The organism is Pseudomonas fluorescens (assembly GCF_902498065.1).
Classification (GTDB): domain Bacteria; phylum Pseudomonadota; class Gammaproteobacteria; order Pseudomonadales; family Pseudomonadaceae; genus Aquipseudomonas; species Aquipseudomonas fluorescens_BJ.
The window spans coordinates 1,471,708-1,487,969 of record NZ_CABVIR010000001.1 but is presented as its reverse complement, the minus strand read 5'-3'; the positions used below and the strand labels follow the sequence as shown (position 1 = coordinate 1,487,969).

The following is a 16,262-nucleotide window of genomic DNA, read 5'->3' as shown; positions in this document are numbered from 1 at the left end:
CCTTGCAAAACGATGCAATTCCAAGGGCTTCACTGGCCACAGTGTAATTCTTGGAATCATGCATGCATGTTTGTGTTACCTGAAAAAATACACAATTGATGTTGATGAATTGGATAAATAAGGAAGAACCAACATGACAACTTCCAATGCTGTGCATTCCCAAGCCTTCGGTTTCATGAGTTTTGTCGAAGGCGGAGTTGATGATCGCACCGGACAATACACGGTTTCCATCAGCTTGCCCGAAGTCGAGAGCAATCAGCTTTGCGGCCCCGCCGTCCCCCTTAACCTTGTGTTCAATCCGATCAATATCCTCGACTCCGGTTGGGGCCTGGGCTGGAACCTCAACCTGACCCAGTACACCCCGCACAACAGTATCCTGTCCCTGAGCACCGGCGAAACCTACAAGGTCACCGGCAGCGGCACTCACCCGACCATCAAGGAAAAGAAACTCGACAGCTTTCATTTTGAAGATTACCTGGATGGCACTTACCGTGTGATACACAAGTCCGGGATCATTGAAATCCTCACCACCGGCGGCAGCGACAAAGACCGGGTGGCCTTGCCCAGCCGTATCTATTCCCCGGCCGGTCACTGCATCAACCTCACCTACGCTTCGTTCATGGGCGGTCAGCGCCTGCAATCGATCAGCGATGCCCAGGGTGAATTGCTGTTGATCAATCGCGAGCCTGACAGCCACCTCATCGAAATCCTCGTGCGCCCATACGGCGGCCCCGGCGGCACTCCGCTGGCGCGTTATGAAATGAAGCTGAACAACAGCGGTTGGGTCACCGAAATCGTCTTGCCCACCGCCGAAAAAGCTTCGTGGCGCTTTGGTTATGGCAACGGGCCGATTCGCGGCATTCTCTGCCTGCATGAGGTCAAGACCCCGGTCGGGGGCCGTGAAACCCTTGAGTATGCCGATAGCGGGCATCCCTATCCCGGTGGTGTCAGCCGACCTAACTTGCCCCGTGTGACGCGGCATCGGATCGACCCGGGGTTTGGTCAACCGGAAATGGTGGTCAATTACAGCTACACCGCGAAAAACTTCCTCGGGGCCGGTGCCACGGTCATTTGGGAAGACGGGATGGACCCGACGTACAACCTCGGTTCGGATTTTGAATACGGTACCTTTTCAACCCGGACGGACCGTACCGGCAGAACCGAGCGAAAGGCTGAGTACAGGTTCAATCGCTTTCACTTGCTGATTGAACAAAAGACTACCCAGGGACACTGTGTGCAACGGGTTGCTACCCAGTATTACGCCGATGACAGGCTCTTTGAACAGCAAGTCCCGCAGTTCCAACTGCCCAAGGAAGCCACCACCAGCTGGGAACTCGACAACGACTCCACCAAATACCGCACGGAAATCACTCTGACCGCATTTGATGAGCAGGGTAATCAGACCGAGCAAACTGAGCCGAATGGCATCAAGACCGTTTATACCTACTACCCCAAAGAGGCTTCCGACGGTTGCCCGGCCGACCCGCACGGTTTTGTGCGCAGCCTGAAGGAAACGACGGTTTTCCCTTCGCCCGATGGCGAGGGCGAGGGCGAGGGCGACGCACTTGCGCCGACCCTGCGTACCCGCCTGCGTTATGAAGCGCTCAAACCGCTGGCCAACAGTGACTTGAAGGACTGGCTGGTCAACACCAGTGAAACCTTGCTGCAAGTCGAAGGCACGACCGAAACCCAGCTGCAACAGACTCTTCGCACTTACAACGAACTACCCAACGATGTGTTTCTGCACAGTCGCCCATCGAGCCAGCGCGTCACCCTCAATGGCAATACCAGTGTTTCGGAATACGCCTATCGTTTGCTGAACAGTGCACTGGCAGGCGAAACAGTGTTGGAGACCACCGAAACCTTCACGGGGTTTGACCATGTGGAAGGGGAGACCGACGTTCGAAAGGTGATTGTCTCCGAAGATTCCCTGCTTCATGGCAAGCCACTGCTGACCCGGGATGACAAGGGCGACGCTGCCGTGAAAATTCTCTATACCTACGACGAGCTGCAGCGTGTGCTGACCGAAACAGTATCGCCGGACAACCCGAAGTTCATCGCCACGCGCAGCTATGAGTACTGGCTGACTTCCATGGATGGGCAGCAAGCGAGCCAGGTTGTGACCGATGTCAAAGGGGTAAAGACCCGCACACTTGTCGACGGGCTCAATCGTGCGGTTTACGAAGAACGCCAGAATGCCGACAGCAGCCTGCGGGCCGATGAGTATCGCCCTACGTATTCGGCGCAGTACGACGTATTGGGCAACCTGATCGAGGTGACAGAAGAGGATTGGGAGGGCGAGGAGCAAGTACGTCTGACCAGTCGCTTCGAGTTCGATTCCTGGGGCATGCAGCGTTGCACGATTGGCCCGGACGGAGTCAGGGTGTATGAGGAAACGAATCCGATCGGCAACGCTGACTGGAAGGGGCCGATCCAACGGGCCTGGCGCGAAGGCACAGGCCTGGAACCGAGGGCCAGCGGCATCACCGTCACCTACCTCAATCTGTTTGAAAAACCGGCTCGAATTGAACGTCTTGAGGCCAACGGTCGCTTTGTGAGCGCGCAATCAAACCGCTACGACGGACTGGGTCAAACCGTTGAGGAAATCGATGCGCTCGAAGCCCGGACGCAATATCGCTATGACGCCTTTGGTCGCATGACCACCAATATTTTGCCCGGTGGCGCTACGGTCCGTCGCCGTTATGCTCCTCACAGCAGCGCCGATTTGCCGATCGACATCAGCGTCGACAATGTCGGGCTGGGCCAGCAGGTGTTCGATGGCCTTGATCGTATGAAAAAATCGATTACCGGCGGGCGCGAGCAAGTCTTCAGCTTTGCAGTTGGGCAAACCCAGCCAATGATGACCTTGACTCCCAGCGGGCAGGAAATTCGCTACGAGTATGAGTTCCAGCTCAGTGAGGAGCCGCGTCAGCGTCGCTTGCCCGGCAGTGTCACGGCTGATTACGAGTTCGATCCTAAAAGTGCTCGACTGCTCAATTGCACAGAGCAGGGCCTTATGTTGTCGCGCGAATACTTCAGTACAGGGGAGTTGAAGCATGAGCAGCGTCAGCAGGATGGTGAAACGTATGACATGGCCTATGACTACAGTTTGAAGGGGCGCTTGTTGGCCTATACCGATGTGCTCAATCAGGTTCAGACGTATAAGTACGATGACGCAGTTCGCCTGATTCACACCGAACTGGGCACCACATCATCGGTTTTTGCCTATGACAGCCTCGGGCAAACGAGCAGCATCAGCACAAGCGATAGCGCTAGCGGACAGCATGTAACCATCAGCCTGGAATACGATGATTTCGGCCGGGAAATCAAACGCACCTTCGACCTGGATGGTGTCGAGCAAACACTTTCGCAGGTCTATAACGAAGTCGATCAATTGGTCCAGAGAACGTTGCGTGAAGGCCCGGCGTTGTTGCGTGACGAATCCTATAGTTACGATCCCCGCGGGCGCCTGGTGTTGTATCAGTGTGAGGGCAGTCAAGCGCCGGTGGACCCTTACGGCAACGTCATCCTCAGCCAGGTGTTCCGCTTCGATGTGCTGGACAACTTGACCCGCGTGACCACGGTCTTCCCTGGTGGGACCAACGTTGCGGTCTATGCCTACGAAGGCATTGACCCCGCGCAATTGACCAAAGTGACCAATTCGGCCCCTGGGTATCCGCCCGTTATCGAGCTTGAATACAACCCGGATGGCCATCTGATCAGCGATGAACAGGGACGGATTCTTACTTACGATCCTCTGGGGCGTTTGATCGAGGTCAGCGCCTTGTCGGGCGAGCTACCGAGCGGCTATCACTACGATCCGTTGGACACGTTGTCCGGGAGCGATAGCGGCGATGGCACGCAACAGCGCTTTTACCAGAATGGTGAACTGACGAATCTGGTAGATGGGGCCAACAGCAGAACATTCATGAAGGGTGATGGAGTCGTGCTCGCCGAGCACCAGGCAGGTGATGGCCCAAAGTCTTGATGCTGGCCAGTGATGACAAAAACAGTGTGTTGTCTGAACTAGGCCAGGCGGGGCGCCATGACATTGCTTTTTCACCGTACGGTGAAGGGGCGATGGGTGGGGCGTTGGGCTACAACGGCGAGGTATGTGAAATGCTGACCGGTTGGTATCTTCTGGGCAATGGAACCCGGGCTTATAGCCCTTGTTTGATGCGGTTCCAGAGTCCGGATGATCTGAGCCCGTTTGGTGAGGGGGGCTTTAATTCGTATGGGTACTGCGGTCAAGACCCGATCAACTATGTTGATCCAACGGGGAACTTGCGATTTTTCGCTTGGTTCGCCCGCAAGCTTGGCCTTTCGCAAAAATCCGGGACGCCAAAAACGGTACAAAAAAACGAACCTCCGCAGCAGGCGGCGCCCGGCAAAACCGGAAAGAAAAAACCTCAGGTATCTGCTGGTAAAGTCAAAACTCCAGCGCGGCACGGGCGAGTTAATGATGGGAATATAAAGGGTGGATTTTGGGACGATCAGAGCAAGGGCATTGTCCGGCGCGGTTTTGAGCCCGAGAAACAGCCCCGAACGCCTGTCAGTTCGCCCTCTTCCGAGGGGAAAGGATCCAGTCTTGAAGCTCCAAGCACCGGTTGGCAGATAATGAAGGAAAGGTTAAAAAAGCCTTTTTTGAATGAGGACGCTCGCAACCTTTTCAAACCTTCTACGTCAGGTGAGGGGTCAATGTTTCAAAGTCATGCGAAAGCTATAGGAAAGTACAAAAGTCGTTCTGAGGAGGATATGGCAAGCGTCCGCGAAAACCGCTGATACAACGTATCGTCTCACCCCTTTAACCCGCCGCCATGCTCAAGTTCTACTTGTCCATGGCGGTGGTGTTTTCGACTAATGGTTTTGAGTTATCACAGCGATCAATGCCCGTGCGACACGGAGGTATCGCCACAGGCATTTTCGGGGGAAGGTTGCAGCATGAAGAACGAGGGGCTGACGCAAATTGATGACTTGTCTCAACAAGGATCAATAACGCGCTGACTCCTGCGGCGGCTCCAGTTCAAGGCGTTTGAATCAAGCCCTGTTCCAGTGCCATGACCAACGCGACCCAGCGCGATCTCACGCCAAACTTTCGGCGGATATTGCAAAAGTGGTAATTCACCCCTGCCTCGGTGCAACTGACGATCTGAGCGATTTCCCAGGACGACTTTCCAGCGGCGCTCCATTGCAAGACTTCTTTTTCCCTGGCCGTGAGCGAAATCGCCTTGGGTTGTTTGCATTCCTGAGGCTTGAAACTGACCTGGGCAGGTGAGGACAGATCTGCAGCGGTATTGGCGCGGTACATAGTTGAATCTCCCATTCATCATCATTGACGGCGTGGGCGCGGCGGAATCTTCCTACTTCATAAAGGCGTGGTTCGCGCGGCCGTCCTTCAGGCACCTGAGCAGGGCCGAAGGGAACGGTTTCCTTATATCGCGATTGATCCGGTTTGGAACCTGTCACAAATTACAGGTACAGGGCGTCAAGCAGCAGTGGTGGAAGAGTCTGTCAGGGGAATCGCCGCCTGTTTGCGGTGTGGGACTCGATGTTTTCCTGTCCTGCTGACTGAGCGTTAATTTCTTGATTGGACGGTTTTTTTTTGTTTTAGAGGGCACGGCATAACGGGCAGAAAATGCAGGGCAGAACAGTGCATGAGTGCGTCTTTTTCTCGAACTGCGAGGTTGTGTCCGTCCGTCGCTGTAAAAGCCATGCTGGCGCGTTGCGTGATTTGAGATAGGGTTGAGTCAGGAACTCGCGCGACTGGAGAAATGCATGCGCTATTCAGGCTTGACCCAACGCATCGCAGGAGAAGGCGCTGCGGCCTGGCAGATTCATTACCGAGCATTGGAGTTACGAGAGAAAGGTGTCGATGTGTTGCTGCTGTCGGTGGGCGACCCTGACTTCGATACGCCGCGACCCATCGTTCAGGCGTGCATCGACAGCCTGTTGGCCGGCGATACTCATTACGCAGCAGTACGTGGGAGTCGTGAGTTGCGCGACAGCATCGTCAGCCGTTATCGGCGGCGTAGTGGGCAGACGGTGGATGTCGATGAGGTAATCGTGATGCCCGGCGCCCAGTGCGCGGTGTATTCGGTAGTGCAATGCCTGCTCGATCCGGGCGATGAAGTGATCGTCGCCGAACCGATGTACGTGACCTATGAAGGCGTATTCGGTGCCTGCGGGGCGAAAGTGGTGCCGGTGGCGGTGCGTCCGGAGAACGGTTTTCGCGTCGATCCGGCGGATGTCGCGGCGCTGATCACGCCGAAAACCCGCGCTATTCTGCTTAACAGTCCAAACAATCCTTCCGGCGCCAGTTTGCCGCTGATGATCTGGCAGGAACTGGCGTCGCTGTGTATCCGGTACAACCTGTGGTTGATCAGTGACGAGGTTTACAGCGAACTGTTGTACGAGGGCGAGCACATCAGCCCGGCCAGTCTGCCAGGCATGGCCGAGCGCACCGCGACGATCAACAGCGTCTCCAAATCCCACGCCATGAGCGGCTGGCGGGTCGGTTGGGTGATCGGGCCCAAACCCTTGATTGACCATCTGGAACATCTGTCGTTGTGCATGCTGTTCGGCATTCCGGACTTTGTGCAAAAAGCGGCGCAGGTTGCACTGGATGGCAATCTGCCGGAAGTGGCGATGATGCGCGACGAATACCGTCAGCGTCGCGACCTGGTGTGCGCGAGCCTCAATGCCAGCGCGGGGCTGCGCGCGGTTCGGCCCGATGGCGGAATGTTTGTGATGGTCGACGTGCGCCAGACCGGGGTATGCGCCCAGCGCTTTGCTGAGCGGTTGCTGGAGGGGTATGGCGTGTCGGTGCTGGCCGGCGAAGCGTTCGGGCCGAGCGCGGCGGGGCATATCCGCATCGGGCTGGTGGTGGATCAGCAGAAACTGGCGGACGCGTGTCGGCGGATTGCGTTGTGTGCGACGGATCTGTTGGAGGTACGGCGGGCCTGAGGGATTTGAGTTGTCAATGCCGGCCCCATCGCAGGCAAACCCCGCTCCCACAGGGTGATGAGTCGCTCACAAACGTTGTGTTCGACCCTGATCCTTGTGGGAGCTGGCTTGCCAGCGATGACTGACGGGCGACGCAATTCTCAGCTTTTCCACGCCCGCACATTCACCAGATTCTTCGGTCGCTCACCCGCCAGCGCCGCCAGCAGATTGTCCACCGCACACGTCGCCATCGCTTCGCGGGTTTCATGAGTCGCCGAGCCAATGTGCGGTGTCGCCACCACGTTGTTCAGCTGCAACAGCGGTGAGTCAGGATTCAACGGCTCACGCTCGAACACGTCCAGTCCCGCCGCGCGAATCTGCCCTGAGCGCAATGCCTCGATCAGGGCGGCTTCGTCCACCACTTTGCCCCGTGAAATATTGATGAAGATGGTTTCCGCACGCATCAGCGCAAACTGTTCTGCGCCGATCAATCCCTCGGTTTCGGCGGTCAGCGGCAACGTCAGACAGACGAAATCGGCCTGCTGCAACAGCTCCGGCAGGCTGCGGTACTGCGCATTGAAGCGCTGCTCCACCGCCGGTTTCGGCGAGTGGCTGTGATAGATCACCGGCATGCCAAAACCGAAATGTCCGCGCTGGGCCAACGCTTCGCCGATCCGCCCCATGCCGATGATGCCCAGGGTTTTGCCGTGCACATCGCTGCCGAACTGCGCGGGGCCGATGTTGCGGTTCCACAGGCCGGCGCGAACCATGTTCGCCAGCTCCACCACGCGTCGGGAGGACGCGAGGATCAGCGCAAAACCGGTGTCGGCGGTGGTTTCGGTGAGCACGTCCGGGGTGTTGCTGAGCAGGATTCGTCGCTCGGTCAGGTAGTCAATGTCGTAGTTGTCGACGCCCACCGAGACGCTGGCGATAGCCTGCAGATTCGGCGCCAGATCCAGTAGACCCGCGTCCAGTTTCAGACTGGCGCCGAGCAAACCGTGAGCGCGGGGCAGGGCCTCGCGCAGTTGCGCCAGGCCGTCGGCGTCGAGGTTGTCGATCAGCGTCACTTCGGTCTGCTCATGCAGGCGAGCCATCAGCAACGGAGAGAGTTTCTTGTACAGAACAACCTGTTTTTTCATGGTCTTCATCTCAATCAGGAAGGTGTGGCAGCGCGCGTCAAAGCAACCGTGGGCCGCTCCCGGTCGCTGGCGCCGGGCTTGAGGCAAATCGTCAGTACCACCGAGAGCATCAACGCGCCGCTCATCAACAGGTACGACGCGCCCGGCGAACCGGTGGAGCTGTTCAGGTAACCGACCAGATAGGAACCGCCAAACGAACCGAGCGCGCCCATGCTGTTGATCAACGCCATGGCGCCACCGGCGACGTTGGCCGGAAGGATTTCCGGAATGATCGCGAAGAACGGCCCGTAAGGTGCGTACATGCAAGCGCCGGCAATCACCAGCAGGGTGTACGACCACCAGAAATGTTCAGCGCCCAGCGCGTACGATCCGTAGAACGCAATCGAGGCGATCAACAGCGGCGGCCAGACAAAGCGTTTACGTTTTTGCAGTTTGTCCGAACCCCAAGACACCAGCAGCATGCCGATCACCGCCGCCAGATACGGCAGCGCCGACAGCCAGCCGGCTTCGATCATGTCCATTTGTGCACCGGCCTTGAGGATCGATGGCAGCCACAATACGAACCCGTAGACGCCGATGCTCCAGCAGAAAAACTGCAAGGCCAGGATGATCACTTTCGGCGAGCGGAAGGCTTCGGCGTAGTTCTTTACCGCCTTGATGCCCACTTGTTCCGCGGCGAGGGCGCTTTCCAGATCATGCTTTTCCTGATCGCTGAGCCACTTGGCCTGGGCCGGACGATCATCCGCCAGACGCCACCAGATAAACGCCCAGAGCACCGCCGGCAAGCCTTCGATGATGAACATCCAGCGCCAGCTGTAATGCTGCACCAGATACCCGGACACCACCGACATCCAGAGCATGGTCACCGGGTTGCCGAGGATCAGGAAGGTGTTGGCCCGCGAGCGTTCGGCACGGGTGAACCAGTGGCACAGATAGATCAGCATCGCTGGCATCACCGCCGCTTCGACCACACCCAGCATGAAGCGAATGACGATCAGCCAGTAGGCGTTGGAGACAATCCCGGTCAGCGTCGCCAGGCCGCCCCAGAGGATCAGGCTGACGAAAATCAGTTTCTTTACGCTGTGCTTTTGCGCGTAGATCGCGCCGGGCACCTGGAAGAAAAAGTAACCGAGGAAGAACAGTGCACCGAGCATCGATGACAGACCCGGCGTGATCATCAGGTCGGCGGCCATTCCGGAGGCCGCGGCGAAGCCGTAGTTGGCGCGATCCAGGTACGCCAGACTGTAGGTGATGAACACGATGGGCATGATGTACCACCAGCGGCGGGTGGCGAGCGTTGCAGTTTTCATGATGGTGCTCCTGAGCTTGTTGTTTTTGTCGCAGCAGGTAACGGGTTTAAATCTTCAGTGACTGTGCTGGCCTCATCGCTAGCAGGCTAGCTCCCACATTGGATCGATAGGCGACACAAATCCCCTGTGGGAGCTAGCCTGCTAGCGATAGCCACTTCGAATTCGGCGGACATTTCGGATCGAGTGGGCAACCCCTCCATATCCCCGCGACTTTGCACCGCACGGCTACCAATCCAGTTGGCGCGTTTCACGGCGTCGGCAACGCTGTGGTTTTCCAGCAGCGCACTAATCACGCCGACGGCAAAACCGTCGCCGGCACCGACGGTGTCGACCACCGTTTCCACGGGTACGCCTGCCACGAAGCCTTCATCCAGATGCGTGCGGTAATACGCACCGTGCGGGCCGAGCTTGATCGCCACGGCTTCGGCGCCCTGGTCGAGGTAGAACGCCGCGATATCGGCGGGGTCTTCGAAGCCGGTGAGCAAACGACCTTCGCTCAAACCCGGCAGCACCCAGTGGGCGAGGGCGGCGAGGCGGTTGATCTCCGTAATCATCTGTTGCGTGCTGGCCCACAGGCTCGGGCGCAGATTCGGGTCGAAGGACACACTGCGTCCGGCCTCGCGCATGCGTGTCATCAGTTCGAAGGACATTTGTCGCGCCGTTTCCGACAGCGCGGGAGGAATGCCAGTGGCGTGCAAATGCCGCGCCTTGAGCAGTTCGGCAATGATCGACTGCGGCGACAAATGGCTCGCCGCCGAGCCGCGGCGGAAATACTCGACCCTGGGATCGTCGCCATCGTCAGTGCGCGACTTGAGCTGGAACCCGGTCGGATGGGCCGTATCGATGGCGACGTTGCTGCAATCGATGCCTTCCTTTTTCAGGGTGTCGATCACGAACCGGCCCAAGGAATCGTCGCCGACCCGGCTCAGCCAGGCCACATTGAATCCCAGCCGCGACAAACCGATGGCGACGTTGCTGTCGGCCCCGGCAATGCGCTTGTGGAAGTGGTCGATGGTGGCCAGCTCGCCGTTCTGATCGGCGACGAACATCGCCATGGTTTCGCCGAACGACAGAATATCGATCTCAGACATGAGCGCACTCCAGGCGTGTTTGTCCCAAGTGGGCGAGGGCGGCGACGTGCTCGGTGGTGAGCTGTACCAGATCGTCGCCTTGCAACGGATATTCCGCGGCCCGCATCACCCCTTGGGTCATGTGCCGCAGCAGTTGTTCCCACAGATGCAGGTCGCTGGCGGCGGGTGCAATGGCGACCAGTTTGCCGTCGACCCGGCGTGACACGGCCTTGCAGTGCACGTAACCGACGTGGCGTCCGAGCAGGCGCGCGGCGCTGCTGGCGGACTGGTCCTGCCAGTGCCAGTTGCCGATGTCGAAGGTCATTTTGATCGGCAGATTGTGCTGCTCGACGGCTGCGAAAAAACGCTGGAACGGTTCGATGCGACCACCGTGCAGGGTCTGATCGTTTTCCACCAGCAACTGCACAGCTGTTTTACCGAGCACTTGGGCGAGGGTCTGCAGATCACAGGTGTCGTTGAAATAACCGAGGGACACCTTCAACCATTTGGCGCCGAAGGCCTGGGCACGTTGCAGGGCAGTGATCAGTTGCGGATTGGGCTTCGACTGGCCGGCCAGCCACAGTTCCATCGGCGAGGAGTACACGCTTTCGAGGCCTTGCGCATGGGTCGCTTCGGCCAGTTGTGCAGGGTCTTCGGCGGTGAGCAGTTCTTCGCGCCATTCAATGTGGGTGGCGCCCGCAGCGGCGAGGATATCGATGAAACTGCCTTGGCCGCGTTGGCGGACGAGGTCGGCGCCGTAGCTGGAGAGGCTGATGGAAACGGGTGGTTTTTGCATTGTTCTGAGCCTCTGAAACCGGTTTCATTTTTGTTCAAAAAAAAGGGCATGAAGATGTGTGGTGATCTGTCGGGCCTCATCGCCAGCAGGCTGGCTCCCACAGTGGCGCGGTGTTCGCAAATCCAATGTGGGAGCTAGCCTGCTAGCGATGAGGCCATCACATTCACTGGAGATTCCCTCTGGTCGATCCACGAACAATCAACTGCGCTGAAAAATCCAGGGTCCGCACCGGCCCGTCATCCCCGCGCAAGCGCTTGAGCAAGCATTCGAACGCGCTCGCACCCATCTCGGCCGTCGGTTGGGCGAGGGCGGTGATGCCACTGCCCACCAGCGGGTACCAATCCAGATCATCGAGGGCGATCAGGCCGACGTCCTCGAACAAGTTGCACTGCAATTCGCGCAACGCATGGGTCGCGGCCAACGCCGCAATCCCGTTCGCGCAGAACAACGCCTTCGGGCCGGGGCCGGGGGTATCGAGAAACGTTTTCAGATGGGTGGTCAGGTCACTGCCGGTTTCGCTCAGCGTCCCGCGCAACGCCGCGCGCCGGGCGATCTGCGCCTTGAAACTGCTGACCCGCTCGATCCGCGAGCTGGTGCCATCAAACGGTTCGGTGACCAGCAGCACATCGCGGTAACCGCGTTCCTCAAGGTGGGTGAGGGCTATCTCGACGGCTGCCGGGTTGTCCAGTCCGACCATGTCACTGTCGAGGTGCTCGACCTTGCGGTCCACCAGCACCAGCGGCATCTCCCGATGGAGTGCCTGCAATTCGTCGCGGTGGTGGCCGAGGGTGTTCACAATCAGCCCTTCGATGTTGTACGAGCGCAGCAAGGCGAGGTGCTGGCATTCCTGCTCGTCATCGCGGTCGGTGTTGCACACCACCAGGCTGTAGCCGTGTTGACGGCAGGCGGTTTCCACCCCGTGCATCACGGCTATCGAATAAGGGTTACGAATGTCGGCGACCAGCATGCCGATCAGGCGGGTTCGTCCACGCTTCAGGCCGCGAGCCATCTGGTTCGGGCGATAGCCCAGTTCGGCAATCGATTGTTCGATGCGCAACGCAATCGCATCGGACAGCAAGGCGCGATCCTCGCCGATGAACCGCGACACGCTGGCCTTGGAAACTCTGGCATGTTCAGCGACATCAAGCATGGTCACGCGGCTGCGCTGGGCGGCGGAGAAATCGTTCACGGGCTGAAACCTTCTTATTGGATTTATAAGGTCCGTGCGTTTGAGATCGCACTGAAACCGGTTTCAGAAGACACCAAAAACAAATACGCCGTCAAGTCCCGTGTCGTCGATTGTCCGACAATGGCCGACGAATGGGATTTAGGCCCAAAGACTCAACCAGGCCGACCCCAGCAGCAACAGGGCCATGCAGCGATTGAAACGTTGCATCGCCCGAGGAGAACGCAACCAGCGCGTGGAACCCGCGCCGAGCAACGCCCAGACCGCAAGGCAGGGCATGGAAATCAGAAAGAATGCCAGCGACAAAACCATCACATGGCCCAGGCGCTGTTCGCCGCCCCCGGCAAATACACTGACGACCGCCAGCGCCATCATCCAGGTTTTCGGGTTGATCAGTTGCAGGCCGGCGGCGCCTATCAGACCGAGACGGGCATCGGTACTTTGGCTGGTGATAGCGGCTGCCGGGGCGCTGAAGATCTGCCAGGCGAGGTAACTCAGCCAGGCTACGCCGACCCACTGCATCGCGGTTTGCACGGCGGGTAATGCGCTCAACCACGACCCGGCACCGCTGCCGACCAACAACACAAGGGTCGCGGCACTGGCACACGCGCCGAAGATGATCGGCACGGCGGCCCCCAAGCCGTATCGGGCACTGTTGCTCAACACCAGAATGTTGGTCGGCCCGGGCGTGATCGACGCCACGAACGCAAACAACAGGAAGGGCAGTAACGTCGGGAAAGTGGACAGCATCGCAGGCAAACTCCGGTAAAGATCATTGAAATCGATCTTTACAATGCCACGCTCAACTGTCTGGAAGATTTGAGCAGCGCTTGCGATACAGCGCGGGTGTCAGGCCGTAGGCCCGCACGAACCAGCGGCCCAGATGACTCTGATCGGCAAATCCCAGCGTCATGGCCACCGTTGCCGGTTGCTCGCCTCGGGCCAGCATTCTGCGGGCCGTGGCCAGGCGCAATTGCACCAGATAGGCGTGAGGGGCGATGCCGTAAGCGGCCTTGAACGCGCGGGTCAGACGGAAGCGGTCGACGCCCGTTGCGGCGGCCAATTGATCGAGGCCGATGTCCTCGTTGGCATGGGCGTGCAAATACTCCCGAGCCTTTTGCGCCACCAACGGCAATCGCGGGTCTTCGCCACAACGGGCGCGCCAGTGCAGGTGGGCGGTGAGGCGTTCGAGCAAGCCATCGAGGGCGGTCTGGCGGACGATTTTCAGCTCGCCCTCATGCAGCGCCTGAAACGCCATGCGGGTGGCGTGGGCCAGGCGCACGTCGGTGGCCAGGGTGTTGGCGAAGCTCAATTGACTGTTGTCGGGCGCGTTGTCGAAAACGGCACTGAGTTCGCGCTGCAACCACTGCGGATCGAGGTACAGCATGCGGTAGGTGAACCCGTCGACCGTCGGCGCCTCGCCGTCGTGAATGTCACCGGGCTCGAGCAAAAACACCTTGCCCGGCGTGCTTTGGTGCCTGGCCCGCCGGCAGTTGAATTGCTGAACCCCTTGTTCGGTGACCCCCACCAGATAGCTGTCATGCCAGTGCGGATCGTAGGCGTGGCCTTCAAAATGCGCGCGCAGCGTCTCGATGCCGGTGTCGGCGTCCCGGGCCAGGTCGATCCAGTTGTGAGTCGTCATGCTGCACCTGTGAGACGGATTGCCGGGTTATTTAACGCCCGTGGCGCGGGTGATGCCTAGAACGTTTGTGCACGAAGCGCCCAACGTTGACACCTCGAACACGCCCGCTTTAGCACAACCCAACCTGTCGCACCACTATCAGGGTTGATAGTGGCGCGAGCGACAGGCATCAGTTTCACTGTGTTGAACTTACCTTGCGCGAGCAGGCACTCCATGAGCAGTGACGACGCATCCGGCAGCCCAACCGAAACGCTGACTAAATCGGTCTCTGGCTCTGAGGTGCGAATTTGCGCTCCCGGTGGTGTACGAGGACTGCGCCAACCACCCAACGCTGCCCAATTGACTTGGGACGAACCCTACGCAACGTGCCATTTGTGTCCGGATGCCATTGGCTATGATGTTTACGGAGAAGGCATTGCTACACAACATGTGGTTCGGCCACCTTGTGAAATAACGGGATTGAAAACAAATATCGAATACCTGATTTACGTCACCGCAAAAGCTGGCGGGAACAATGTTTCGATACCCAGCGCCTATCGTTTCTTCAAGACTAAACCCAACGCACCTGGCCCCCCTCAGCTGAGCGATATTACTTATTCATCCGCGACGTTGACCTGGACACCGTCGACTGACAGTGGCGAGATAAAACGCTATAGAATTTATCTAAATGGATTCCTGGTTGGTCAGACGAGGGAGACTCGTTTCAATCTGAACCATTTGAAATCAAGTTTCGGCTTTTTAGTGCAGGTCTGTGCCGTCAACGAGGTGGGTGTGTCCGATCCCGCGTGGGTCACCTTCAGGAGCTTACTGGCTCCGCCGAAAAATCTGAGGCTGCGGCATAATTCTGGGACCTGCAGACTTACCTGGAGTCCGCTTTTTTTGGTCGCGCCCACTCATGAGGGGACGGTTAACGGAAGGCCCTTCACCGCCGGGCCTCTCGGCTATAGCTTCAGTCTTGCTGAACTTTCTCCAGGGCCAGCCCCGCATCACTTTCACTTCACGGTTTTTGCCAGACTCGGTGGGCAAGTCTCCGAAACAGCAACGTTTACCACGACCTTGGATGACGTTGTTCCGCCCACCAGACCTGGAAAGCCTGTCGTTAGCAATATTACTCATGATTCGGCGCAATTGACGTGGGCGCCTGCAAGCGACAATACGGGAGTTACCGGTTATAGAGTAGTAGTCAATGGCATACGTGTCACTACCACAGCGAACACTCATTACCTTTATAAAACCTCGAGTAACGGCAACTACAAGTGTGTCTATATTCGCGCAGAAGACAAAGATGGGAACCTTTCCATACCCAGCGATCGAACAGTGTTCAGAACCACCGGGCCAGTGGATACACCTTTACCCTCGCCAGTAGCGATCATCACAAGCCTGACATCCACGACAGCCAGACTGGATTGGTCATTTGTGGAGGGGAGCGGCTTACCGCCGGTAGGGGTAATGATTATGATTGATGGCAGTCACTATGAAACGTCGATGATTACCAATACTGCGGTGCTGCGGGATCTTATTCCGGGGTTTGAATACATTATTGAAATGTTTGCTTTTGATTCAGTTACACAGATGTCTGAGCCGACAGTGATTCATTATGAGCCAAAGGACACTACGCCTCCCAGCATGCCGGGGAGTTTAAGGGAAATAGATTCGACATCTGATTCAGTTACGTTGAGTTGGGACGTTTCGGGAGATGATGTTGGCATACTTGAATACGCTATTTATAGCAATCAGGAGTACTTCGATAGCACAGCGCTTACTACTTATGTGGCGGTTAACCTACTGCCCGGCACCTATGCCTTTGAAGTGTGCGCCATGGATGCATCTGGAAATGTCTCCGAGCCAGCTTCTATAAACGTTAGCGTTGGAGGCGAGTTAGTAAGCGCGCCGTCCAACTTTCGGTTTACCCAGGCCACAGGGACGCTGCCTATACCAACCCTTAAATGGGATGCCCCCGCTAATATGGATAATGTTGTTCGATATGACATCGTCTTGACCGGACCCATGGGAACCGCTCTTCCATACAATACAGCTCGGACATTTCTGCAGCCTCTCCTGCTTCCGCGCACCCGATACGATGTCAGTATTACAGCTCTTAATGAAATCGGAAGTTCATTGCCGCTGATTGCAGAGATAACCACGAAGTAAAGGGTTGCGCTTACGGGTGTCGAAAG

Annotated in this window: 12 protein-coding genes; 4 read left to right on the top strand and 8 right to left on the bottom strand. The window is 57.8% G+C overall.

What is annotated here, in order from left to right; all coding sequences use genetic code 11:
- The first annotated feature begins 133 nt into the window (after positions 1 to 133).
- Positions 134 to 3,988, top strand: a complete 3,855-nt coding sequence (locus tag F8N43_RS07040; RefSeq protein ID WP_150639026.1) for an RHS repeat domain-containing protein — start codon at positions 134 to 136, stop codon at positions 3,986 to 3,988.
- Positions 3,988 to 4,782 carry an RHS repeat-associated core domain-containing protein gene (locus F8N43_RS07035; protein WP_150639071.1) on the top strand — a complete coding sequence of 265 codons (795 nt, stop codon included), beginning with the start codon at positions 3,988 to 3,990 and terminating at the stop codon, positions 4,780 to 4,782. Before F8N43_RS07040 ends, F8N43_RS07035 begins: the two co-directional genes overlap by 1 nt.
- Positions 4,783 to 5,023: 241 nt before the next feature.
- Here F8N43_RS07035 and F8N43_RS07030 read toward each other — a convergent pair whose 3' ends face one another.
- Positions 5,024 to 5,323, bottom strand: a complete 300-nt coding sequence (locus F8N43_RS07030) for a helix-turn-helix transcriptional regulator (protein WP_224787792.1) — start codon at positions 5,321 to 5,323, stop codon at positions 5,024 to 5,026.
- A gap of 452 nt (positions 5,324 to 5,775) precedes the next feature.
- On the opposite strand from F8N43_RS07030, the gene F8N43_RS07025 reads away from it, so the two are divergent.
- Positions 5,776 to 6,963, top strand: a complete 1,188-nt coding sequence (locus F8N43_RS07025) for a pyridoxal phosphate-dependent aminotransferase (protein ID WP_150653468.1) — start codon at positions 5,776 to 5,778, stop codon at positions 6,961 to 6,963.
- Positions 6,964 to 7,103: 140 nt separating this feature from the next.
- Here F8N43_RS07025 and F8N43_RS07020 read toward each other — a convergent pair whose 3' ends face one another.
- The 7 genes from F8N43_RS07020 to F8N43_RS06990 form a co-directional block, all read right to left on the bottom strand.
- A complete protein-coding gene (locus tag F8N43_RS07020; protein WP_150653467.1) occupies positions 7,104 to 8,081 on the bottom strand; it encodes an NAD(P)-dependent oxidoreductase in 978 nt (325 codons plus the stop codon).
- Positions 8,082 to 8,095: 14 nt separating this feature from the next.
- On the bottom strand, positions 8,096 to 9,391 hold the full coding sequence (locus F8N43_RS07015; protein WP_150629814.1) for an MFS transporter: 1,296 nt from the start codon (positions 9,389 to 9,391) through the stop codon (positions 8,096 to 8,098).
- Positions 9,392 to 9,477: 86 nt separating this feature from the next.
- On the bottom strand, positions 9,478 to 10,482 hold the full coding sequence (locus F8N43_RS07010) for a sugar kinase (RefSeq protein ID WP_150629812.1): 1,005 nt from the start codon (positions 10,480 to 10,482) through the stop codon (positions 9,478 to 9,480).
- Positions 10,475 to 11,257, bottom strand: a complete 783-nt coding sequence (locus tag F8N43_RS07005; RefSeq protein ID WP_150653466.1) for a sugar phosphate isomerase/epimerase family protein — start codon at positions 11,255 to 11,257, stop codon at positions 10,475 to 10,477. The genes F8N43_RS07010 and F8N43_RS07005 overlap by 8 nt, the downstream gene beginning before the upstream one ends.
- A gap of 163 nt (positions 11,258 to 11,420) precedes the next feature.
- Complete coding sequence (locus F8N43_RS07000; RefSeq protein ID WP_150629808.1) at positions 11,421 to 12,446, bottom strand: LacI family DNA-binding transcriptional regulator; 1,026 nt, start codon at positions 12,444 to 12,446, stop codon at positions 11,421 to 11,423.
- Positions 12,447 to 12,584: 138 nt separating this feature from the next.
- On the bottom strand, positions 12,585 to 13,193 hold the full coding sequence (locus F8N43_RS06995; protein WP_150653465.1) for a LysE family translocator: 609 nt from the start codon (positions 13,191 to 13,193) through the stop codon (positions 12,585 to 12,587).
- Between the two features lie 52 nt (positions 13,194 to 13,245).
- Positions 13,246 to 14,085 (bottom strand): AraC family transcriptional regulator, encoded by an 840-nt coding sequence (locus F8N43_RS06990; RefSeq protein ID WP_150653464.1) that lies wholly within the window; start codon positions 14,083 to 14,085, stop codon positions 13,246 to 13,248.
- Positions 14,086 to 14,298: 213 nt separating this feature from the next.
- Between F8N43_RS06990 and F8N43_RS06985 the strand changes: the two genes are divergently transcribed.
- A complete protein-coding gene (locus F8N43_RS06985; RefSeq protein WP_150653463.1) occupies positions 14,299 to 16,236 on the top strand; it encodes a fibronectin type III domain-containing protein in 1,938 nt (645 codons plus the stop codon).
- Positions 16,237 to 16,262 lie beyond the last annotated feature (26 nt).

Bases quoted from the DNA above. Each gene is read 5' to 3' on its own strand.
- F8N43_RS07020 (WP_150653467.1), bottom strand. From the start codon at position 8,081: ATGAAAAAACAGGTTGTTCTGTACAAGAAACTCTCTCCGTTGCTGATG.
- F8N43_RS06990 (WP_150653464.1), bottom strand. From the start codon at position 14,085: ATGACGACTCACAACTGGATCGACCTGGCCCGGGACGCCGACACCGGC.
- F8N43_RS07035 (WP_150639071.1), top strand. From the start codon at position 3,988: ATGCTGGCCAGTGATGACAAAAACAGTGTGTTGTCTGAACTAGGCCAG.
- F8N43_RS07025 (WP_150653468.1), top strand. From the start codon at position 5,776: ATGCGCTATTCAGGCTTGACCCAACGCATCGCAGGAGAAGGCGCTGCG.
- F8N43_RS07030 (WP_224787792.1), bottom strand. From the start codon at position 5,323: ATGGGAGATTCAACTATGTACCGCGCCAATACCGCTGCAGATCTGTCC.
- F8N43_RS07015 (WP_150629814.1), bottom strand. From the start codon at position 9,391: ATGAAAACTGCAACGCTCGCCACCCGCCGCTGGTGGTACATCATGCCC.
- F8N43_RS07010 (WP_150629812.1), bottom strand. From the start codon at position 10,482: ATGTCTGAGATCGATATTCTGTCGTTCGGCGAAACCATGGCGATGTTC.
- F8N43_RS06985 (WP_150653463.1), top strand. From the start codon at position 14,299: ATGAGCAGTGACGACGCATCCGGCAGCCCAACCGAAACGCTGACTAAA.
- F8N43_RS07005 (WP_150653466.1), bottom strand. From the start codon at position 11,257: ATGCAAAAACCACCCGTTTCCATCAGCCTCTCCAGCTACGGCGCCGAC.
- F8N43_RS06995 (WP_150653465.1), bottom strand. From the start codon at position 13,193: ATGCTGTCCACTTTCCCGACGTTACTGCCCTTCCTGTTGTTTGCGTTC.
- F8N43_RS07040 (WP_150639026.1), top strand. From the start codon at position 134: ATGACAACTTCCAATGCTGTGCATTCCCAAGCCTTCGGTTTCATGAGT.